The organism is Nesterenkonia sp. PF2B19 (genome assembly GCF_001758425.2).
Taxonomy (GTDB): domain Bacteria; phylum Actinomycetota; class Actinomycetes; order Actinomycetales; family Micrococcaceae; genus Nesterenkonia; species Nesterenkonia aethiopica.
Genome location: NZ_MDSS02000069.1, coordinates 1 through 18,848 on the forward strand (window position 1 = coordinate 1; position 18,848 = coordinate 18,848).

At 70.3% G+C, this 18,848-nt stretch carries 19 protein-coding genes, 1 tRNA gene, 5 pseudogenes and 1 riboswitch; of the genes and pseudogenes, 6 read left to right on the plus strand and 19 right to left on the minus strand.

Annotated features, from left to right (window positions below):
• On the plus strand, positions 1–422 hold a 422-nt coding region (locus BCY76_RS18275), incomplete at its 5' end, for a hypothetical protein (protein WP_170922722.1).
• Between the two features lie 15 nt (positions 423–437).
• Here the strand turns inward: BCY76_RS18275 and srmL are convergent.
• Complete coding sequence (gene srmL, locus BCY76_RS20540; RefSeq protein ID WP_336582533.1) at positions 438–1,160, minus strand: PheS-related mystery ligase SrmL; 723 nt, start codon at positions 1,158–1,160, stop codon at positions 438–440.
• Entirely contained in the window at positions 1,082–1,555 is a 474-nt protein-coding gene (locus BCY76_RS20545) for a hypothetical protein (RefSeq protein ID WP_336582535.1), read from the minus strand. Before BCY76_RS20545 ends, srmL begins: the two co-directional genes overlap by 79 nt.
• 184 nt (positions 1,556–1,739) lie before the next feature.
• On the opposite strand from BCY76_RS20545, the gene BCY76_RS20070 reads away from it, so the two are divergent.
• Together BCY76_RS20070 and BCY76_RS15090 are read left to right on the plus strand one after the other, a co-directional pair.
• Entirely contained in the window at positions 1,740–1,865 is a 126-nt protein-coding gene (locus BCY76_RS20070; RefSeq protein WP_272896863.1) for a hypothetical protein, read from the plus strand.
• A gap of 23 nt (positions 1,866–1,888) precedes the next feature.
• Positions 1,889–2,341, plus strand: coding sequence for an acetyltransferase (locus tag BCY76_RS15090; RefSeq protein ID WP_396954364.1), 453 nt, complete (start codon positions 1,889–1,891; stop codon positions 2,339–2,341).
• Positions 2,342–2,437: 96 nt separating this feature from the next.
• Here BCY76_RS15090 and BCY76_RS15095 read toward each other — a convergent pair whose 3' ends face one another.
• Positions 2,438–2,737 carry an ArsR/SmtB family transcription factor gene (locus tag BCY76_RS15095; RefSeq protein WP_070161941.1) on the minus strand — a complete coding sequence of 100 codons (300 nt, stop codon included), beginning with the start codon at positions 2,735–2,737 and terminating at the stop codon, positions 2,438–2,440.
• A 116-nt stretch (positions 2,738–2,853) separates the two neighbouring features.
• On the opposite strand from BCY76_RS15095, the pseudogene BCY76_RS15100 reads away from it, so the two are divergent.
• A pseudogene (locus tag BCY76_RS15100) lies at positions 2,854–3,929 on the plus strand (NADH:flavin oxidoreductase/NADH oxidase).
• Here BCY76_RS15100 and BCY76_RS15105 read toward each other — a convergent pair.
• The 7 genes and pseudogenes from BCY76_RS15105 to eat all read right to left on the minus strand — a co-directional run bounded on the left by BCY76_RS15105 (position 3,920) and on the right by eat (position 11,014).
• Positions 3,920–4,801: an alpha/beta fold hydrolase gene (locus tag BCY76_RS15105; RefSeq protein ID WP_070161945.1), complete on the minus strand. Its 882-nt coding sequence runs from the start codon at positions 4,799–4,801 to the stop codon at positions 3,920–3,922. The pseudogene BCY76_RS15100 and the gene BCY76_RS15105 overlap by 10 nt on opposite strands.
• A 1-nt stretch (position 4,802) precedes the next feature.
• Positions 4,803–5,156 carry a hypothetical protein gene (locus BCY76_RS15110; protein ID WP_139827835.1) on the minus strand — a complete coding sequence of 118 codons (354 nt, stop codon included), beginning with the start codon at positions 5,154–5,156 and terminating at the stop codon, positions 4,803–4,805.
• Positions 5,157–5,186: 30 nt separating this feature from the next.
• Positions 5,187–5,995: pseudogene (locus tag BCY76_RS15115) on the minus strand (3-oxoacyl-ACP reductase).
• Positions 5,992–7,375 (minus strand): annotated as a pseudogene (locus tag BCY76_RS15120) (aldehyde dehydrogenase family protein). Before BCY76_RS15120 ends, BCY76_RS15115 begins: the two co-directional pseudogenes overlap by 4 nt.
• Positions 7,372–8,130 carry a gamma-glutamyl-gamma-aminobutyrate hydrolase family protein gene (locus tag BCY76_RS15125; RefSeq protein ID WP_336582537.1) on the minus strand — a complete coding sequence of 253 codons (759 nt, stop codon included), beginning with the start codon at positions 8,128–8,130 and terminating at the stop codon, positions 7,372–7,374. The pseudogene BCY76_RS15120 and the gene BCY76_RS15125 overlap by 4 nt, the downstream one beginning before the upstream one ends.
• Entirely contained in the window at positions 8,111–9,505 is a 1,395-nt protein-coding gene (locus tag BCY76_RS15130; RefSeq protein WP_070161953.1) for a glutamine synthetase family protein, read from the minus strand. The genes BCY76_RS15125 and BCY76_RS15130 overlap by 20 nt, the downstream gene beginning before the upstream one ends.
• Positions 9,506–9,565: 60 nt before the next feature.
• Positions 9,566–11,014, minus strand: coding sequence for an ethanolamine permease (gene eat, locus BCY76_RS15135; RefSeq protein WP_070161955.1), 1,449 nt, complete (start codon positions 11,012–11,014; stop codon positions 9,566–9,568).
• Between the two features lie 149 nt (positions 11,015–11,163).
• Between eat and BCY76_RS15140 the strand changes: the two genes are divergently transcribed.
• A complete protein-coding gene (locus BCY76_RS15140) occupies positions 11,164–11,937 on the plus strand; it encodes a FadR/GntR family transcriptional regulator (RefSeq protein ID WP_085437874.1) in 774 nt (257 codons plus the stop codon).
• On the opposite strand, the gene moeB is transcribed toward BCY76_RS15140, so the two are convergent.
• From moeB to BCY76_RS15170, 8 genes and pseudogenes are all read right to left on the minus strand, one after another.
• A complete protein-coding gene (gene moeB / locus BCY76_RS15145) occupies positions 11,900–13,180 on the minus strand; it encodes a molybdopterin-synthase adenylyltransferase MoeB (protein WP_070161957.1) in 1,281 nt (426 codons plus the stop codon). The two genes, BCY76_RS15140 and moeB, sit on opposite strands and share 38 nt — an antisense overlap.
• Entirely contained in the window at positions 13,173–13,973 is an 801-nt protein-coding gene (locus BCY76_RS15150; RefSeq protein ID WP_070161959.1) for a thiazole synthase, read from the minus strand. The genes moeB and BCY76_RS15150 overlap by 8 nt, the downstream gene beginning before the upstream one ends.
• A 4-nt stretch (positions 13,974–13,977) precedes the next feature.
• Complete coding sequence (gene thiS / locus BCY76_RS15155; protein ID WP_070161961.1) at positions 13,978–14,217, minus strand: sulfur carrier protein ThiS; 240 nt, start codon at positions 14,215–14,217, stop codon at positions 13,978–13,980.
• A gap of 5 nt (positions 14,218–14,222) precedes the next feature.
• Complete coding sequence (locus BCY76_RS15160) at positions 14,223–15,047, minus strand: FAD-dependent oxidoreductase (protein WP_272896862.1); 825 nt, start codon at positions 15,045–15,047, stop codon at positions 14,223–14,225.
• Positions 15,035–15,466 (minus strand): annotated as a pseudogene (locus tag BCY76_RS20075) (FAD-dependent oxidoreductase); the annotation flags it as partial. The pseudogene BCY76_RS20075 and the gene BCY76_RS15160, both read right to left, overlap by 13 nt.
• Positions 15,456–15,562: riboswitch (TPP riboswitch) on the minus strand. It overlaps the preceding pseudogene by 11 nt.
• Before the next feature lie 66 nt (positions 15,563–15,628).
• Positions 15,629–16,195, minus strand: coding sequence for a phosphotransferase (locus tag BCY76_RS19650; RefSeq protein WP_237090213.1), 567 nt, complete (start codon positions 16,193–16,195; stop codon positions 15,629–15,631).
• Between the two features lie 77 nt (positions 16,196–16,272).
• Positions 16,273–16,527: pseudogene (locus BCY76_RS19655) on the minus strand (phosphotransferase); the annotation flags it as partial.
• Between the two features lie 94 nt (positions 16,528–16,621).
• A tRNA-Gly gene (locus BCY76_RS15170) sits at positions 16,622–16,695 on the minus strand.
• 93 nt (positions 16,696–16,788) lie between these two features.
• Here BCY76_RS15170 and BCY76_RS15175 point away from each other — a divergent pair.
• Positions 16,789–17,421 carry a class I SAM-dependent methyltransferase gene (locus tag BCY76_RS15175; protein ID WP_085437873.1) on the plus strand — a complete coding sequence of 211 codons (633 nt, stop codon included), beginning with the start codon at positions 16,789–16,791 and terminating at the stop codon, positions 17,419–17,421.
• 48 nt (positions 17,422–17,469) lie between these two features.
• Here the strand turns inward: BCY76_RS15175 and BCY76_RS18280 are convergent.
• Positions 17,470–18,848, minus strand: a 1,379-nt coding sequence (locus BCY76_RS18280) for an HNH endonuclease signature motif containing protein (RefSeq protein ID WP_070161966.1), incomplete at its 5' end; no start/stop codon positions are given.

Sequence of the window (18,848 nt, forward strand, 5' to 3'; positions counted from 1 at the left end):
TGCTGGCCGCGCCGTGCGGGGTCAGCGCGGAGCGGATGCGGCAGTTCGCCGCCCGGCATGAGGGCGAAGTCGAGGCCGACGTCGCCGCCCTGTTCCCGGTCTACGAGCGACCCGCCCCGGCCCGACGGCGGCCGGTGGAGCACCCGCATCTGAGCGCGGGCGAGGCCGCCGAGCTGCGGGACCTGGCGGTGCTGGCCAAGCGGCGCACCGGCTCCCATGCCGCGGACTCCCCCGAGGCGCAGGCCAGCGAACGTTTCACCGCCCTGGTGCGCGAGCATCACGAACGTGGCGTGATCTGGGCGGAGCTCTCGCAGGCGACCGCCCCGTGGACGTCGTGGCCGCTGCAGGAGGCAGAGCGTGAGCTGGAGCCGGTGGTGCGGGTCAGCGGACTGCGGCAGCGGGTCACCCGCGCGCGGGGATGAGCGGCGCGAGCGATCTCAGATCAGCTCCAGCACCGGCCCCTGATGCACTGCCGTGTAGATCCTGTTGCGGATGACATTGGCCTCGTCCGAGGTGAGCGTGCGGTCGAGGGGTCGCAGCACGATCCGCAGCAGGAGATTGACCTGCCCTTCCTGCGTGCCCAGCCGCGAACGCGCAGCCTCGGGCAGGTCCTCATGCGCGGTCCGACTGAGCACCTCGAGGGACTCGACGACGCCGGCGTCGTCGCCCAGAGCGGTGCGGACGGTGTCGCCGAGCGTCTCCTCGTCCTCGTCGGCCGACAGAACCACGGAGATGTCGCGCCGGACCGCCGGCAGCGGTGAGACATGCCGCCATGGCTCCAGCGTGAGCATCTGCGCGGCGATGCGTGGGTCCTCGGCGCGCAGACAGCGGATGTCGGGGATGCCCTTACGCAGCATCAGCGCCCGCTCCAGACCCATGCCGAGCGCGACGCCTGACCACCGCTCCGGGTCGAGCCCAGACCCTCGCAGCACGTCGGGATGGATGCGCCCACACTCGGCAAGCTCGAGCCACTCCCCCTCGTGGAGCACGTCGATCTGTCGGCCGCCCACCGTGTAGGGGTGCGTGACATCGGTCATCGTCCACTCCGCGCCCGGAAGCACCGTCTCGACCAGGCAGCTGATCATCGTGAGCATGTCCTCGTCGCCGGTCTCCGGAGTGCTGCGGATGCGCCAGAGGTCCACCTGATGCGGCTCGCCCACATGGCTCCGATCGACGGCGTCGCGCCGGTACACGAGGCCGGGGCCACGATCAGCTCGTCGACGTCGTCTCGCCCCACATAGCGTTCGAGGGCGCTCGGCAGCTCAGCGCTGGTATGGCTGCGGAGCATCACCGTCGGACTGATGTAGCGCGTGTACCGGCGCGCGCGGGTGACGTCGTCGGAGTCATAGCCGAGGCGGTCGTAGTTCTCGCGCACTGCGACGATCGGAGAGTGGCGTACGGTGCGGACGGTACAGTGCCATGCGGAACGCAATCGCCCCACGACGGCATCCAGAAGGACCTGGATGGCGTGTCCGCCCTGGGTGGGATCGGTGAGGTCGCGCAGGTTCAGGGCACGGCAGAGCTGGTCAGAAGTCAGATGGTCGGCAGGCGACATGAGGGGTCTCCAGAGTGTGTGCAGGGTGGTGAGGGATAAGAGACTTCCCCCGGCCGTACCTGCGGAGACCTTCAGCGTGCCAAGCGCGCATCGACTGCCCCGCGGCCATCAACCGGCCGGGGGCTCCGAAATCGCTGCTGCCTGAGCATGGCACCAGGATACCCACCCCACTGCACGGAGGCCCATGATGGACAACGACACTGCACCGCTCATCATCAGCTCGACTGCGGGCGCGCTGTTGAGCGTCTCCGCAGTGCTGAATTTCATGGACGGTGCCGCCGTCATCGTGCCCTCTGGGAGGATGGACTGATGCCTTCGCGAAATGGACCTGCCGTGCCCGTTGTGAGCATTCGGCCCTCGATCGGAGCTGCAGAGTATCCCACGCTCGCTGCGATCTGGCGGGGCGCTGTGGACGCGACCCACGACTTCCTTGCCGAAGCGGATCGGGATGAGATCGAGACCAGACTGCAGTCCGACTACTTTCCGGCAGTCGTGCTCTCAGTCGCAGAACGCGATGGTCGACCGGTGGGATTCTCAGGCGTACTCGACGGAACGCTGGAGATGCTGTTCGTCGATGCGACCCACCGTGACAGTGGAATCGGCACCGCGCTGCTCGCCCATGCGATCAAGGATCACGCCGTCACCACGGTTGATGTGAACGAGCAGAACGCCTCGGCCGCGGGCTTCTATGCTCACCGTGGATTCGAGGTCGTCGGTCGCAGCGAGACCGACGAAGCCGGTCGGCCGTACCCGTTGCTCCACCTGAGGCTCAGCAGGCCTGCCTGATCCCTGATCCTCCAGCCCACGGAACCGCCGCGCCGATCACGGCCACACCTCATACGAGATCACATCACACGACACGATCTGAGCCCGACCAGCGGGTCACCCGCGCAGCACCGCGTCGAGGAGCCCGGGGAAGCGAGCGTCCAGGTCCTCACGGCGCAGGGAGCTGCGGATGGCGGTGCCGGCGTAGCGCTGTCGGATGATCCCGGCATCGCGCAGCACCCGGAAGTGATGCGTGGAGGTGGACTTGGACACCGGCAGATCGAAGGCGATGCACGCCTGGTCCTCGTGGCCGACGTCAAGCTGAGCGACGATGGTGCGCCGGACCGGATCGGCCAGCGCGGAGAGGACGGCGTCGAGGGTCAGCTCCTCGACTCCGGGATGTTCCAGCGTGCGCATGGGTGCCCTCCCTCACGTTGATGACGTCATGGTTCCCTCAGCGGCCCTGCAGTTGTATGGTACCTGTCGTAGTACGAGGACTCTCGTACAAATCTGGCTTTGCAGGAAGGACCGCCATGACGCGCGCACTATTCGACCCCCTCACGCTGCGCGGACTCGAGATCCGCAACCGCATCTGGATTCCGCCGATGTGCCAGTACGCGGTGGACGCCCAGGACGGCGTCCCCACCGACTGGCACCTGATGCACCTGGGCTCCCTGGCCCGCGGCGGCGCCGGCCTGGTCACCGTGGAAGCCACCGGCGTGTCCCCGGAGGGGCGCATCAGCCCGGAGGACCTGGGGCTGTGGAACGACGAGCAGGCCCAGGCCTTCCGGCGTCTGACCGCGATGATCCACTCACAGGGCGCGGCTGCGGCCATCCAGTTGGCCCACGCCGGCCGCAAGGCCTCCACCTGGCGGGCCTGGGGCGACCACCCCGAGGGCAATGTGCCGGCCGAACGCGGCGGCTGGCAGCCGGTCGGTCCCTCGCCGAGGGCCTATGACGGCCTGGCGGTGGCACCGAGCTGACGGCGGAGGGGATCGCCGACGTCGTCGTCGCCTTCACCGCGGCCGCCCGCCGCGCCGTGGACGCCGGCTTCGACGTCCTGGAGATCCACGGGGCGCACGGCTACCTGCTCCATGAGTTCCTCTCCCCGCTGTCCAATGAGCGCACCGACGCCTACGGCGGTTCCCTGGAGAACCGGGCGCGGCTGCTGCTGGAGGTGGTGGACGCCGTCCGCGCCGAGGTGGGCGAGCAGGTGCCGATGATCGTGCGGCTCTCTGCCACCGACTGGGTCCAGGGCGGCTGGGACCTCCCGCAGACGGAGGCCGTGTCCTCCTGGCTGGGCGAGCACGGGGTGGACATGATCTCGGTGTCCTCCGGCGGGAACGTCCCGGCCGAGATCCCTGTGGGCCCGGGCTATCAGCTGCCGTTCGCGACGTCGATCAAGGAGGCCACGGGGCTTCCGGTGGCCGCGGTCGGGATGATCGATGACCCGTTCCAGGCCGAGCAGATCGTGGCACTGGGCCAGTCCGACGTGGTGCTGGTGGGCCGCGAGTCCCTGCGCGACCCCAACTTCCCCATCCGGGCGGCCGAGGCGCTGCGCTACGACATGCCGTACAAGCCGGCGCCCTACGAGCGCGCCTACCGCTGAGCGGTGGCCGCCTCGGTGTGCGCGACGATCTCCGGGACGATCCGATGCCACTGGTGGCGCGGCACGATCTCATGACCCATGCCCGGCACTTCGATGAGTCGGGCTCCCGGGATCTCCGCGGCGAGCGCGCGGCCGTGCCCGAGTGGCAGCAGCGGGTCCTCCTCCCCGTGGAGGACCAGAGTGGGCGCGGTGATCTCCGCCAGGCGGTGTCGCCAGGGCTCTCCGGCTGAGACGAGGAACGGGTTCGTCATCATGGCCTCGAGGTCGACGGCACGGTCCACGGTCTTCTCGGCGATCTGCCGCGCCTGCGCCTCGTCGAAGGGGCGGGAGGCCGCGGCGAACGGCCGCTCCTCCTCTATCAGGCGGTCGACGGCGGCTTCGCGGTCGGACCAGTCCGGCGGCGGGGCGTCACCGGCGGCGGAGAACCACGCGCGCAGCTCCTCGGTCATCGGGGGCAGATCGGCGGCCTCATGACCCGGTCCGCCGGGGGTCCCCGCCATGAGCGTCAGCGTGGCGACCTGCCCCGGGTGGACCAGGGCCATCAGCTGGGCCACCGCAGCCCCGCCGGAGACTCCGACGAGGTGCGCCCGCGGCGTCTCGAGGGCATCGAGCAGCGCACTGACGTCCTCCACGGCATCGGCCATTCCATAGCCAGGCTCCCCGGCTGGGCTCGTGGTGGACAGGCCGGCGTCGCGGCTGTCCACGCGGACCACGCAGCGGCCCGCGTCGACGAAGCGCCAGACCAGGTCGTCGTGCCACGCCACGAGGCACTGTCCCGCACCGTGCATCAGCAGCAGCGTGGGGTCGTCGGGATCCCCGTGGATCTCGCAGGCGAGCGTCACGCCGTTGGCGACGATCCGCTCCTCACGCATGTCAGGCCGCGCGGACGGAGACGATCTCCCCGGTGTCCACGTCCATCGTGACGATCGTGGGGGAGCCGGAGTTCAGCAGCTCCCGCTCCTGGGCGCTCAGGGTCCCGGGAGCACCGGCGACCTCCGGGACGGTGACGTCGGTGATCTGGCTGGAGGCGAGGTCTACCGTGACGAAGAGATCGTCGTCGGTGTCCAGCAGCGCCTGCTTCTCCGGGCTCAGCGAGGCCGTCACGGCGTCGGGGCCCTCCTGCTGGGAGACGACGGCGGCAGACCCGCCGAACACGGCGGTCAGCCCCAGGGCGGCGGCGATCGCGGCGAAGCGGCGCGGCATCACGTTCTCAGCATCAGCACTCATCAGTTCCCCCTTCGAACTGACTGTACCGGATCACAGGGGCGTCACATAGGCCCCTGAGATCCCTCCGTCGACGAGGAATTCGCTGGCGGTGATGAAGGAGGCGTCGTCGGAGGCCAGGAAGGCGACGGCGGCCGCCAGCTCCTCCGGCTCGGCGAAGCGTCCCACGGGCACATGCACCAGCCGGCGGGCCGCCCGCTCCGGGTCCTCGGCGAAGAGCTTCTGCAGCAGCGGGGTGTTCACCGGGCCGGGGCACAGCGCGTTGACGCGGATGCCCTGCCGGGCGAACTCCACGCCCAGCTCCCGGCTCATGGAGAGCACCCCGCCTTTGGAGGCCGAGTAGCTGATCTGACTGGTGGCCGCCCCCATCACCGCCACGAAGGAGGCGGTGTTGATGATCGATCCCCTCCCCTGGGCCTGCATATAGGGGATCACCTGCTTGCAGCAGTGGAAGATGCTGGTCAGGTTGACCTCCTGGACCTTGCGCCAGGCGTCGATGCCGGTCTCTAGGATGGAGCCGTCCTCCGGCGGTGAGATGCCCACATTGTTGAAGCGATGTCCACAGCCCCGAAGCGTTCCTGCGCCGTCGCGAACAGCGCGGCGACCTGCTGTTCGTCGGTGACGTCGGTGGGCAGGAACAGCCCGCCCACCTCGTCGGCGATCTGCTCGCCCTGAGCCGGATCGCAGACGTCGGCGATGACGACGGTCGCCCCTTCATGGGCCAGGCGCCGCACCGTGGCGAGCCCGATGCCGGAGGCCCCGCCGGTGACGGTGGCGACCCGGCCCGCGAGCCTGTTGGTGACCAGCCCACCGTAGGGGGCCTGCTTCTGCGTCTGTGTCATGACTGCTCCTCTGTCGCGATGAAGACGTTCTTCACCTCAGTGAAGGACTCCAGGGCGTCCGGGCCGAGCTCACGGCCGATCCCGGAGGCCTTGAACCCTCCGAAGGGGGTGGAGTACCGCACCGAGGCATGGGAGTTCACCGAGAGGTTTCCGGCCTCCACCGCCCGGGACACCCGCAGGGCGCGGCCGACATCACGGGTCCAGATGGAGCCGGAGAGTCCGTAGTCGGAGTCGTTGGCGATGCGGATCGCATCGGCCTCGTCCTCGAAAGGCACGACGGCGACCACCGGGCCGAAGACCTCCTCGGTGAGCAGACGGTCGTGTGGGTCCCGGGGCATCACCACCGTGGGCGGGAACCAGTGGCCCGGGCCGGTCGGCGCCTCGCCCTGGACGAGGAGGTCAGCACGGGCAGAGCCGTCGGGGTTCTGCAGGAACCCGGCCACCCGGTCCCGGTGCGCCGCCGAGATCAGCGGGCCCATCACCGTGTCCTCGCGGCGGGGATCCCCCACCCGGACATCCCGGACCGCCGGCTCCAGCAGCTCCAGGAACCGGTCCAGCACGCGGCGCTGCACCAGGATCCTGGAGCGGGCGCAGCAGTCCTGGCCTGCATTGTCGAAGACCCCGCCCGGTGCGCGGGCGGCCGCCTCCTGAACGTCGGCGTCGGCGAAGACGATGTTCGCGCTCTTGCCGCCCAGCTCCAGGGTCACCCGGGTCAGCTGTTCGGCGCAGCCGGCCATGATCCGCTTCCCCACCGCGGTGGAGCCGGTGAACACCACCTTCTTCACCTGCGGGTGGGTCACGAAGCGCTCCCCGACGACGGCGCCCCGACCCGGCAGCACGGTGAGCACCCCCTCCGGGATGCCCGCCTCCAGGGCGAGCTCGCCGAGCCGGATCGCGGTCAGCGGCGTCAGCTCGGCGGGCTTGAGGACCACGGTGTTCCCGGCCGCCAGGGCGGGGGCGAGACCCCAGCCGGCGATCGGCATGGGGAAGTTCCAGGGCACGATGACCCCCACCACGCCCAGCGGCTCCCGGAAGGTGATGTCCACCCCGCCGGCGACGGGGATCTGGCGTCCGAAGTTCCGCTCCGGGGCGGCCGCGTAGTACTCCAGCACGTCCCGGACGTTGCCGGCCTCCCACCGGGCGTTGGTGAGGGTGTGCCCGCTGTTGGCGACCTCCAGGGCGGCCAGGTTCTCGAGGTCGTCGTCGACGAGCCGCGCGAAGCGGCGCAGCAGCCGAGCCCGGTCCGCCGGGGCGACGTCCCGCCAGGCGGGGTAGGCCGCGGCGCGGCGGCGATGGCGGCGTCGGTCTGCTCCTGCTCGGCGACTCGATCTCGCTCACCACCTCACCAGTGGCGGGATTGATCACAGCATGGACGGTCATACGGCGGCCTCCTGGCGCACGGCGTCGATGAATCCTTCGAAGAGTCGGAGGTCCTGCGGGTTCTCCTCCGGGTGGAACTGGACGCCGAGCACCCAGCCGGGGGCCTGTGGCATCTCCACGATCTCCACGGTCCCGTCGGCGGCCCGGCCGGTGACCCGCAGGCCCCCACCGAGCTGGTCGACGCTCTGGTGGTGATAGCACGGCGAGCTCGCGGCCCCTCCGAGCAGTTCGGCGGCCAGGGAGCCGGGCTCCACTTGGAACTCGACCTCTCCGTACTGGCCCGGCGCCGGCTGGTACTGCGGCCCGGCCTCCGGGACGAGGTCCGGCAGGTGCTGGTGCAGGGTGCCACCGAGGGCCACATTGAGCACCTGCAGTCCCCGGCAGATCGCGAACAGCGGCAGCCCTCGCTCCAGGGCAGCCCGGGTGAGGGTGAGGTCGTGCTCGTCGCGGTCCGGTTGGGCGACCGTGGTCGGATGGGGCGGACGCCCGTAGTGGGCCGGGTCCACATCGGTGCCGCCGATGACGATCAGCCCGTCGAGGACGTCGAGGACGCCGACGTCGGTGCCCACCGGCGGCAGCAGCAGCGGGGTTCCGCCGGCTTCCACGACCCGGCGCACGTAGTTGCCGGGCACGATGGCTGCGGTGTCCTCCCAGACACCCCATCGCCCCTGCTGCCAGTAGGTGGTCAACCCGATCCGCGGACGGTCCGCCCCGGACCGCCGGCCCATAGGCGTCTCAGTGTCGTTCGAAGCCACGCCTCACCTCCCAGTCGGTGACCGCGGCCTGGAACTGCTCCAGCTCGACGTCGGCGTAGTGGGTGTAGTGGGTGACGACCTCCTCGCCGAAGAGCTCGCGGACCACCGGGGACCCGGCGAACAGGTCACGGGCCTCGGCCATGGTGGAGGGGACCTGGTCGGCGTCGGCGTCATAGGCGTTGCCCTCGATGGCCTCGGGCAGCGCGAGCTTCTGCTCCACGCCGTGCAGACCTCCGGCGAGCATCGCGGCCATGGCCAGGTAGGGGTTGGCGTCGGCGCCGGGGACCCGGTTCTCCATGCGAGCGGAGAGTCCCTCCCCGACCAGGCGCACCGCGCAGGTGCGGTTGTCCAGGCCCCACCCGATGGTGGTCGGGGCGAAGGACCCCTTCGCGAAGCGCTTGTAGGAGTTGATGTTGGGGGCGTAGAACAGCGTCATCTCCCGCATGGTGGACAGCACCCCGGCGATGAAGTGGTCGTAGAGTGGAGTGCGCCGCCCGGCCTCGGCGTCCCAGAAGGCCAGGCCGCCGTCGAGGCCGCGCAGGGACATGTGGATGTGGCAGCTGGATCCCTCCCGCGCGTTGGGCTTGGCCATGAAGGTGATCGACTGCCCCCGCTGGGAGGCCATGTGCTTGGCCGAGAGCTTGTAGAAGGTGTGGTTGTCCGCGGTGGTGACGACGTCGTCGTACTTGAAGGCGATCTCATGCTGGCCGAGGTTGCACTCCCCCTTGGCGGATTCCACCGTCATGCCCGCCTGGTACATGGCGTTGCGGATGTCCCGCAGCAGCGGCTCCACCCGCATGGATCCCAGGATGGAGTAGTCCACGTTGTACTGGTTGGCCGGGGTCAGGCCCCGATAGTCCCGCGCCGAGGCGTCCTCATAGGAGTCCTCGTACATCACGAACTCCAGCTCGGTGCCGGCCAGCGCGGTCAGCCCCAGCGCGGCGGCCTTCTCCTGCTGGGCCTTCAGCAGCGATCGCGGGGAGACCGGCACCGGGCGGCCATCCGTGGTGGCCAGGTCCACCTGCAGGATGGCGGTGCGCTCCAGGTAGGGGACCCGGCGGATGGTGCCGTGGTCGAGGATGAACTCCATGTCCCCGTAGCCGGTCTCCCAGCTGGTGAGCGAATAGCCGTCCACAGTGTTCATGTCGGTGTCGACGGCGAGCAGGTAGTTGCAGGCCTCGGCTCCGTGATCGAGCACGGAGTCCAGGAAGAACTGTCCGTGGATGACCTTGCCCTGGAGGCGGCCCTGCATGTCGGTGAAGGCGAGGATGACGGAGTCGATCTGTCCTGTGGTGATCTCGTGGGCCAGCTGCGATGCACTGAGCATGCGCTCGTTGTGCGGTGCCGGCAGGTGGTCGAGGTCCAGCGGATTCATGGAGCTCCTCGGGTGGTGGGCGGGCAGGCGGGCAGGCGGGCAGGACGGGGGACGGTGGTCTCAGTGCAGCTGGCTCTCCTCCTTCTCCAGCAGCGCGAACTCCTCCTCCGGGGCGTCGGCCACCAGCCGGTGGCGGCTGTAGAACCAGAAGTACGCCAGGGCCAGCAGGAACACCCCCGCCGTGATGCCGGCGGCCCGGACATCCACCACGAAGGTGGCAATCAGCGCGACGACGGCGAGCACCAGCGCGATGGAGGTGGTGACCACACCGCCCGGTGTGCGGTAGCCGCGCTCCAGCTGCGGCTCCCGGATGCGCAGCACGATGTGGCTCAGATTCAGCAGCACGTAGGACACCGCGGCCCCGAAGACGGCGATGTTGATCAGCAGACCGCCGTCGCCGATGGCGGCGGCCAGGACGAAGCCGATGGTGCCCGGGACGATGAGCGCGACCCAGGGGGTCCGGCGGCCGGAGGTCAGGGAGAGGAATCGTGGCAGGTACCCGGCCCGGGAGAGGGCGAAGAGCTGCCGTGAGTAGGCGTAGACGATGGAGAAGAAGCTGGCGACCAGTCCGGCGAGCCCCGCGTAGTTGACGAACGTGGCCAGCCAGGACCCCTCCCCGTGGACGGCACGCAGCGCCTCGGGCAGCGGCGATTCGGAGTCACCCATGGCCTCGGCGCCGGCGGCCCCGGGGACGAGGACCAGCATCAGGGCGCCGAAGACCAGCAGCACCATCATGGCCACGATGATGCCCCGAGGCAGGTCGCGCTTGGGGTCGGCCGTCTCCTCGGCGGCCAGCGGCACGCCCTCGATGGCCAGGAAGAACCAGATGCCGAAGACCAGGGCGCCCATCACGCCGGTGATGCCGAAGGGCAGGAACGCGCTGGAACCGGCCGAGCCGTCGGCGGCGATGTAGAAGAGGTTGCTGAGCTCCACGTGGGGCAGCAGGCCGAACACAGTGGCCGCGAGCGCGACGACGGCGATCAGGGTGATGCCGAACATGACCTTCAGCGCCTCGCCGACGCCCCAGAGGTGGATGCCGATGAACAGCAGATAGGCGGCCAGGTAGATGGGCCAGGAGTTGGTGAGGCCGAAGAGCCCGAGGGCCTCCACATAGCCTCCGATGAAGGTGGCGATGGCGGCCGGGGCGACGGCGTACTCGATGAGCACGGCCATGCCGGTGGCGAAGCCGCCGAGTGGGCCGAAGGCTCGGCGGGCGAACCCGTATCCGGCTCCGGCGGTGGGAATGGTGGAGGACATCTCGGCCAGGCCGAAGACCATGCATGTGTACATCGGCCCCATGAGGACGAAGGCGATGAGCAGCCCGCCCCAGCCTCCCACCGAGAGGCCGATGTTCCACCCGGAGAAGTCTCCGGAGATCACATAGGCCACGCCGAGGCCGGCGAGCAGGATCCATCCGGCCGCCCCTCGACGCAGCTGTCGGTGCTTCATGTAGCTCTCGCCGAGGTGCGTGTAGTCCACGTGGGCCGTGGATCCTGGTGCTCGCGACATGACACCCTCTCCCAATGGACTGCTTTCAGTCCTTTGAACAGCACTACTGTGAGGTGCCGCACGGCAGAGTGTCAAGAGTCAGCGAGAAGATCGCTCGCAAAATTACCGAGAGGAGACCTTTGAGGCTGGCCATGTGGCATGCTGATGGCATGCCGGATGCGTCGTCCCCCGCGGAGCCCATGGCCTCGCTCACTCCTGTGCTGGGCTCTGTGCTGGGTCAGGCGCGGCGCGGCAACGTGCTCGAAGAGACCATCGCCCGAGTCCTGCGCGGCATCCGACTGGGCACCTTCGCCCCAGGCGATAAGCTGCCGCCGGAGCGCGAGCTGGCCGAATCCCTGGGGGTCTCTCGCAGCACGCTGCGAGACGCCCTGGCGGAGCTGCAGACCGCCGGCTACCTCTCGGTACGACGGGGCCGCTACGGGGGAACGTTCGTCGCCGAGGAGCTGCCCGCTCCGGCGACCTCCCTCGGCGCAGAGGACGCGGCCGCCGTCGACGATGTGCTGACCTTCCGGGGCGTCGTCGAGCCGGCCGCCGCCGCCCTGGCGGCCTCCGCCACGCTGAGCAACGCCCTGCGCTCCGCCCTGGTGCAGGCCCTGGACGCGGTGGAAGCCGCCGAGGCTTCCCAGTATCGGCCGCTGGATGCCCGCCTGCACTGCCTGATCGCGGAGCTCTCCGGCTCGGCGATGCTCTCCGCCTCAGTGGCCGAGGCCCGCGCCGCCGCCAGCGGACTGCTGGACCGCATCCCGTTCCTGGACACGAACATCGCCCACTCCCAGGAACAGCATCAGGGGATCGTCTCCGCCATCCTGCAGGGCGATCCGGTACGCGCCGAAGAGCTCATGCGGGAGCACCTGGAGGGAACCGCCTCGCTGCTGCGCGGCTTCCTCACCGAGAGCGGCTCGGCGCCTCCGTCACAGCCTTGACCTGCTCGTAGCCGCCCACCAGGTTCCGCAGCCCGGCGTCGGGATTGCGGTGGCGCAGCACCGCGAGCGCCTGCCGCGAACGGACGCCGATCTTGCAGTACAGCACCACGGGGCGGTCCTCGCTGGCCTCCTCAAGGCCCGGCACCGGCGAGCCGTGCCACAGCTCCCCCAGCGGCACGTTGACCGCACCGTCGACATGCCCGGCCGCATACTCCCAGGGCTCGCGGACGTCTACCACGCCGGCCACGCGTCCAGCCTCGACGGCGGCCTGCAGGTCACGGATCCCGATGTCCTCCGGGCCATACGGATGCCCGGTGTAGGGATCGGTCTCGCCCTCCACCGGGTGCAGAGCGGGATCCTCCTCCACCGCGCAGGCGGCTCCTGCGGAGGCCGGGGCGCCACCCGGTCCGCCGCCCAGTCCGGCGACGTCGGCGCCGATGCTGGTGACCGGTTCCCGGTCCGGATCCGGCAGCAGCCGCACCTCACGGAAGGAGGCGGTCAGCGCGTCATAGGTCATCACCCGGCCCAGCAGGGTCTCCCCCACGCCGGCGAGGAACTTGATCGTCTCGGTGGCCATGAGCGTGCCGATGACCCCGGGCAGCACACCGAGCACCCCGGCCTCCGCGCAGGTGGGGACCTCCCCGGCGTCGGGGGCCTCCGGGTAGAGGTCCCGGTAGGTGGGCCCGCGCCCGCCGGAGGGCCAGTGCGCCTCATCCGGAGCGGACCAGAACAGGCTGACCTGCCCGGCGAAGCGCAGGATGGAGCCGGAGACCAGCGGCTTCCCGGCGATCTCGCAGGCATCGGAGACCACGTAGCGGGTGGCGAAGTTGTCGGAGCCGTCCACCACGATGTCCGCGGTCTCCACCAGCGCCAGGGCGTTGTCCGGCCCGATGGGCTCGCGGTGCTCGTGGACGGTGACCTCCGGGTGCAGCCCGCGCATCACCGCCGCGGCGGATTCGGTCTTGGGCCGGCCGATGGTGGCCTCCGAGTGCAGCACCTGCCGGTGCAGGTTGGAGCGGTCGACCACGTCATGGTCAACGATGTCGATGGTCCCCACCCCGGCGGCGGCCAGGTAGGTGAGGATCGGCGCCCCGAGCCCTCCGGCGCCGATCACCAGCACCCGGGAGTCGAGCAGCCGCAGCTGCGCCTCCGGACCGAAGCCGGTCAGCGAGAGGTGCCGCTGGAAGCGTTCCAGCTGGGTGCGGGAGAGGTCGCTGATCTGGGTCCGGCGTGTCTCAGTCAACGGTGCCGATCCTTCCTTCCATCGCGGAGGAGGCCAGGGCGTGACGACGGCGCGGGATGCGCCCCGCCCCGGCGGAGAGCCACCCGGACTCCACGGCCAGCCGCATCGCGCGGGCCATGTCAGAGGGCTTCTGCGCGCGGGTGACCGCGGAGGCGACCAGCACGGCGTCGCAGCCGAGCTCCAGGGCCAGTGCGGCCTCGGAGGCGGCCCCGACGCCGGCGTCGAGCACCACCGGCACGTTCGCCCGGGAGGCGATGAGCTCGATGTTGTGCGGGTTCAGGATCCCCAGGCCGGTGCCGATGGGGGCGCCCAGCGGCATGACGGCGGCGGCCCCGGCCTGCTCCAGGCGCACCGCGGCCGCCGGGTCGTCGGTGGTGTAGACCATGGGAATGAAGCCCCGGTCGGCGAGCTGCTCGGTGGCCTCCAAGGTCTCGATGACATCGGGCAGGAGAGTGTGCTCGTCGGCGATGACCTCGATCTTGATGAGGTTCGTCTCCAGGGCCTCACGGGCCAGCTCGGCGGTGAGCACGGCGTCCTTCACGGTGTAGCAGCCGGCCGTGTTGGGCAGCACGTCGATGCCGAGGCGCTCCAGCATGGCGAACACGCTGGTCTTGGTCTCCGGGCTGTAGCGGCGCATCGCCACCGTGGTCAGCGTGGTGCCGGAGGCGATGAGCGCGCGCTCCAGGGCCTCCAGGTCGGTGATGCCGCCGGTGCCCATGATGAGCCGGTTGGCCAGGGTGTAGTCGCCCACCTGCAGGGGCGGCGGGGTGGTCGGCGCAGTCTGTGCGGTCATGCGTTCACCCGCCCTGCACTGCGGTGACGATCTCGAGCTCCTCGCCGTGGCTCAGCGTGGTGGACGCCCAGGCGCTGCGCGGGACCACGGCGGCGTTGATGGCCACCGCCACGCCCAGCCGGCCGCCGTCGGCGGGGGTGCCGTCCGGGTTCAGCTGACGCCCGGTGGTGTGGGCGACGGCGTCGACGACGGTGGCGCCGTCGTCGAACTTCACGTCTTCCTCGTTGATGGTCACGGTGAGCATGTCTCTCACAATCCTGTGGGGGTCATCTGTGGTGCGGTCAGCGAGCGGGTGGGGCTCATATGGGCCAGCATCCGGCGGTCCTCCTCGCTCAGGGCCGCTTCGCCGTCGTCGCTCAGCAGGGCCGCCGCGAGCCGGGCGGCCAGCGGCGCCAGCAGGATGCCGTGTCGAGAATAGCCGGTGGAGACGACGACGTCGGGCGCCTGCTCGCAGCGGCCCAGGTACGGGATGTCATCCGGGGTGCCCGGCCGGGCCCGGGTGGTGATCTCCACCAGCTCCGTCTCCTTGACGCCCGGCAGCACCGCGACGGCGTCGTCGAGCAGCTCCTGCACGGAGCCGGCGTGGGTGCCGGGCAGGCTGTCTTCCCGGGAGGAGGCCCCGACGACGAGCCCGCCGTCGGCCCGCGGCACCAGGTAGACGCTGCGGCCGGCCACCGTGGCCCGGACCGTGGCACTCACGATGTGCTGCTCCCCGGGCAATAGCTGCCCGGGGCGGACCTTCAGGCGCAGCACGTCCCCGTGGACGGGCCGCAGATCCAGGGGCGTCTGCTCGGGCAGTCCGGCGATGTCCGTGTAGCCGAGCCCCGGCACCAGGAGGATCTTGTCGTCGGTGAGTTCGGTGCACTCGGAGCGCTCGGTGCCGTCGTCGAGGGTGAGCCGGACCCCGGTGCGCCCCGCCCCGTCGGCGTGGACCGCGGTGACGCGGGCCTGGATGAGATCGGCGGGCGGGCCGGCGCGGGGAACCGCGCGCCGTCCAGCGGCGCCTGCAGGGCCTGCACCGCACAGTCCGCGAGCAGCCGGGGGTCCACCTGGTGGTCGCTGGGGACGTCCCACCCCTTGGAGATCCCGGGCGCGAGGCCCGGCTCGCGACGCCGCAGCGCCGAGGAGGTCAGCGGCTCCACCTCCATGCCGTGGGCCTGCTGGACGGCCACCAGCCGGGCGACAGCGTCGCGGTCGGACCGATCGGCGGCCAGCAGGATCGTGCCGTTCTCCCGCCACCCGGTGGGGGCGTCGACGGCGGCGGCCAGCGTGGCCAGGAAAGCTGGATACTCCGCCCGAGAGGCGGTCATGAGGGGGTAGAGCCGGTCCTGGCCGTACTGCACCTCACTGATGGGGGCGAGCATGCCGGCGGCCGCGTAGCTGGCGCCCTGGGCGATGTCCGGCGCGATCACCGTGACCCGGTGCCCCTGCCGGCGCAGCTCCCACGCCGAGAGCAGACCGACGACTCCTGCTCCCACGACGGTGACGCCCACATCTCCTCCTCACGGCGGCATGACCCGCATCGAGTCCGAGTGGTCGGCGGCTTCGCCCTCTCAGCCCGGCCTGCCCGGGCTCCCACGGAATTCCAGTTCCATTCTAGGGGGCGCCGAGGAGGTACGCCGAGCCGGGGGCATGACGAATTCTGGACGAGACCCTCAGCCCGTCGCCTCGGGATTCAGCAGCGCCGCGGCGGCGATCCGGTGCTGCGGATCTCCCGTGGTGAGCGCGAACATCCCGTAGGCCACCGGGGACGCGGCCCACAGCTCATGGCAGTGCTCGGCCAGCTGAGGCCACACGGTGCCACCGGCCTCCTCGTAGGCGTCCACCGTGACCTCGAACGCCTCCTGCCCGGCGATGGAGAACTGGTACGAGAAATCCCGTCCGGGGTCGTCCACCCGGGCGGTGGTCCAGTCCAGGATGCCGGTGATCTGCCCGGTCTCACCGAGCAGGATGTGCGCCGGGTACAGCTCCCCGTGGGTCATGACAGCACGCTGGGGCCAGAGCTCATCGGCGTCGAGCCAGGTACGCCACCGGGCCAGCAGGTCTGAAGCCACGTCGAACTCGGAGGCGACGGCGTCGATCTCCTCCTGCCAACGGGCCCGAGAGTCCTCCGGGCTGCGGACCTCCAGCCCAGCGGCGCGGGCCTCCTCGGGGTCGATGCTGTGCAGCTCGGCCAGGAGTCGGCCGAGCGCGGAGGCGAACTCATGGGACTCAGCATCCATGTGCACTGCGGCTCCCCGCCACGCAGGGTCAGCCCCGGGTGCCCGGGCAGCGCTCGGTAGGCGATCAGCTCCTCGGAGTGCACCTCCCAGGCCGGGACGGCGACGCTCAGATGAGGGCGCACGAACTCAAGGATGCGGGCCTCCTCGTCCATGCGCGGCAGGACGTCCGGCCGGCGCGGCACCCGGAGGACCCATCGCTCTCCCGCCGCATCATGGGCGAGCGCCACGCGGAAGTCGAGGCCCGCGTCGACGATCTCGACGCTGTTCTGGTCGAGCGCCAGGCCATGCCAGACGGCCCGCTGGATGACGTCGTCGAGAGCTGAGGAGTCCATCCGTTCACGCTACTGGCGCGCTCTCTCTGCGGCAATGCGCACAGGGGCCGAAACGTGATCAGGGGTGATGCATCGTGTGCATCACCCTGAGTGGTGGAGCGGATGACGGGAATCGAACCCGCGTCGTCGGCTTGGGAAGCCGAAGCTTTACCATTAAGCTACATCCGCGCAGAACCCGGATCCACGGACCCGAGGAACTTCTGAGTAGAGATTATCACTCCTGGGCAGGGTGATTTCCAATCGGCCGCTACGGTGACTCTCATGGCCACCTCCCCGAGCACTGACGACGCCGACTGGGCCGCCTACTATCGGCGCACCGCCGACCGACCGCCCCGCCCCCTGCTTCGTGATGCTCTGGCGCACCTGTCCACCGCGGCCCGCCGCGCTGGCGATGTCCACCATGCAGTGGACCTGGGCTGCGGCGACGGCACCGAGACCCTTCACCTGCTGAGCGCGGGGTTCCACGTGACCGCGATCGACCGTGAGCAGACTGCGGTGGATACGGTCACCACTCGCGCCGAGGACGCGGAACTCGGTGACGGCCTCACCACCGTGTGCGCCGACCTGTGCTCAGCCGATCTGCCGCGCGTGGACTTGGTGCTGGCCTGCCTGAGTCTGCCTTTCCTGCGGGAGGACGATCTGGTCGAGGTGTGGCAACGCCTCCTCGCCTCGCTGCATCCTGGCGGGATCCTGGCCGCTCAGCTCTTCGGCGACCGGGACTCCTGGGCCACCGGCGAGACCGCCGTGGAGGGGATGACGTTCCACACCCGCGACGACGTGGAGGCATGGGTGAGTGGACTCACCGTGCTGCAACTCGACGAGCGCGAGTACGACGGTCCCAGCGGCCGGGGCCCCAAGCACTGGCATGTGTACGACGTGATTGCGCGGAAGTGACCCGGCGGTAGTGGTGGCCAGGCCGGGATCAGGCAGCAGAGGTATGGCTCAGTGTCGTCGTCTGCTGGTCTCGTAGAGGACGGTCACGCCCCTACGGGAGCCCGGGGTGGCGTGGTGCGTTGCGATGAGGTCGACACGGCCGTGGGGCGCCGGGGTGCGCCGTCGCGCGGGCTGCCAGGCAGGCGGCAGCCCACGACGCCGCTGATCGGGATGCGCCGGTGGAGCTGCCGGCCGCTGAATGGACGGTGGCGACGGTGTTGTTGGCGGGGGATTCGGCGGCGTTCCTGTCTTCGGCGGTGCTGGGGTGTTCAGGGCTGTGGGTGGATCGTCTGTACTGGTCAGAAGTCCGTGGGACTTCAGCCGGTGGTGCCTGCGGCACAGGGCCTGCAGGTTGGGCCCGCTGGTGGGGCCTGCCGGGTAGGGGAGCCGATGGTCAAGATCGCAGCGCTGCGCCGGGATGGTGCACCCCGGTGCCTGGCAGACCCCGTCGCGGAAGATGATGGCATCGCGGAGCCGGGCCGGAGCGTAGCGGCCGGTGTAAGTGATCGAGAGGATGTCCGGAGAGACGTCCCCTGCGCCCGGCTGGTGCGGGCCGGTGGTGGCCTGGTACCAGTCGTGGCAGGTGCGGGGATCACCGGCGAGGTGGCGGGCATCGCTGGCTGGGATCACCCAGTTCCGGTCGGCACTGATGCCGGGGTCGTCGCTGTGTCCGGTCAGGGTGGTCTCAGGGATCATGACCGCGATCTTCGCCTCCACCGGGGCGCCCTCGACCCGACCGGAGAGCAGCCAAGCGGCGAACAGGTCAGCCTCCAGCTGGGCCAGGGTCCGAGGATCCGCGCCGTCTGCGGGGATTTCGAGGCGGTCGGACTCGCCAGGGGCAGGGGTCTCACCGGGAAGGACCTCGGGACCGTCCTGGACCTGGACAGGGATCCTGGTGGCCCCGCGGATGGGACCGGCGGCATCAATCTGGTCGGTGATCGGTGGCAGCTCGGGGTGCTCGACGGGCAGCTGGGGATGCTTGACGGGCAACACCTGCTGGACCGGGTGGCGCCCCGGGCTCTGGGACTCGGCGGTCTCGATCGTCTCGATCGTCTCGGTCATCGCGGTTGTCTCGGTGGTCCCGGCCCCAGCGGTGCTGGCGCTACCGGTGGTCCTGTCTCCACGGGTGGTGTGGGTGGTGCAGTGCGCATCGGGGTCTGCCGGGGCGGGGATGGTGTGGTGTTGGTGGCCGCGGGCGACCGCGCGGAGCCGATTCGCGATCGCTGCGGCCGCCACTGTGGGCAGTCGGGCCTCGAGGTAGCTCATGGCGTGGTCGTCGTGCTGGAGGCGTACCCATCGATCCGCCCGGGCACGGTCGCAGTCGGCCTGGTATTGGGCGGGGTCCAGGGTGGCGGTGTAGCGACGCAGCCAGGCCCGCAGCTCACCGA

What these genes read in the sequence shown, in the direction of transcription:
- BCY76_RS20545 (WP_336582535.1), bottom strand. Translation starts at nt 1,555, where the DNA reads ATGTCGCCTGCCGACCATCTGACTTCTGACCAGCTCTGCCGTGCCCTG.
- BCY76_RS20070 (WP_272896863.1), top strand. Translation starts at nt 1,740, where the DNA reads ATGATGGACAACGACACTGCACCGCTCATCATCAGCTCGACTGCGGGC.
- BCY76_RS15095 (WP_070161941.1), bottom strand. Translation starts at nt 2,737, where the DNA reads ATGCGCACGCTGGAACATCCCGGAGTCGAGGAGCTGACCCTCGACGCC.
- BCY76_RS15105 (WP_070161945.1), bottom strand. Translation starts at nt 4,801, where the DNA reads ATGCGTGAGGAGCGGATCGTCGCCAACGGCGTGACGCTCGCCTGCGAG.
- BCY76_RS15110 (WP_139827835.1), bottom strand. Translation starts at nt 5,156, where the DNA reads ATGAGTGCTGATGCTGAGAACGTGATGCCGCGCCGCTTCGCCGCGATC.
- BCY76_RS15130 (WP_070161953.1), bottom strand. Translation starts at nt 9,505, where the DNA reads ATGAATCCGCTGGACCTCGACCACCTGCCGGCACCGCACAACGAGCGC.
- eat (WP_070161955.1), bottom strand. Translation starts at nt 11,014, where the DNA reads ATGTCGCGAGCACCAGGATCCACGGCCCACGTGGACTACACGCACCTC.
- BCY76_RS15140 (WP_085437874.1), top strand. Translation starts at nt 11,164, where the DNA reads ATGCCGGATGCGTCGTCCCCCGCGGAGCCCATGGCCTCGCTCACTCCT.
- BCY76_RS15150 (WP_070161959.1), bottom strand. Translation starts at nt 13,973, where the DNA reads ATGACCGCACAGACTGCGCCGACCACCCCGCCGCCCCTGCAGGTGGGC.
- thiS (WP_070161961.1), bottom strand. Translation starts at nt 14,217, where the DNA reads ATGCTCACCGTGACCATCAACGAGGAAGACGTGAAGTTCGACGACGGC.
- BCY76_RS19650 (WP_237090213.1), bottom strand. Translation starts at nt 16,195, where the DNA reads ATGGATGCTGAGTCCCATGAGTTCGCCTCCGCGCTCGGCCGACTCCTG.
- BCY76_RS15175 (WP_085437873.1), top strand. Translation starts at nt 16,789, where the DNA reads ATGGCCACCTCCCCGAGCACTGACGACGCCGACTGGGCCGCCTACTAT.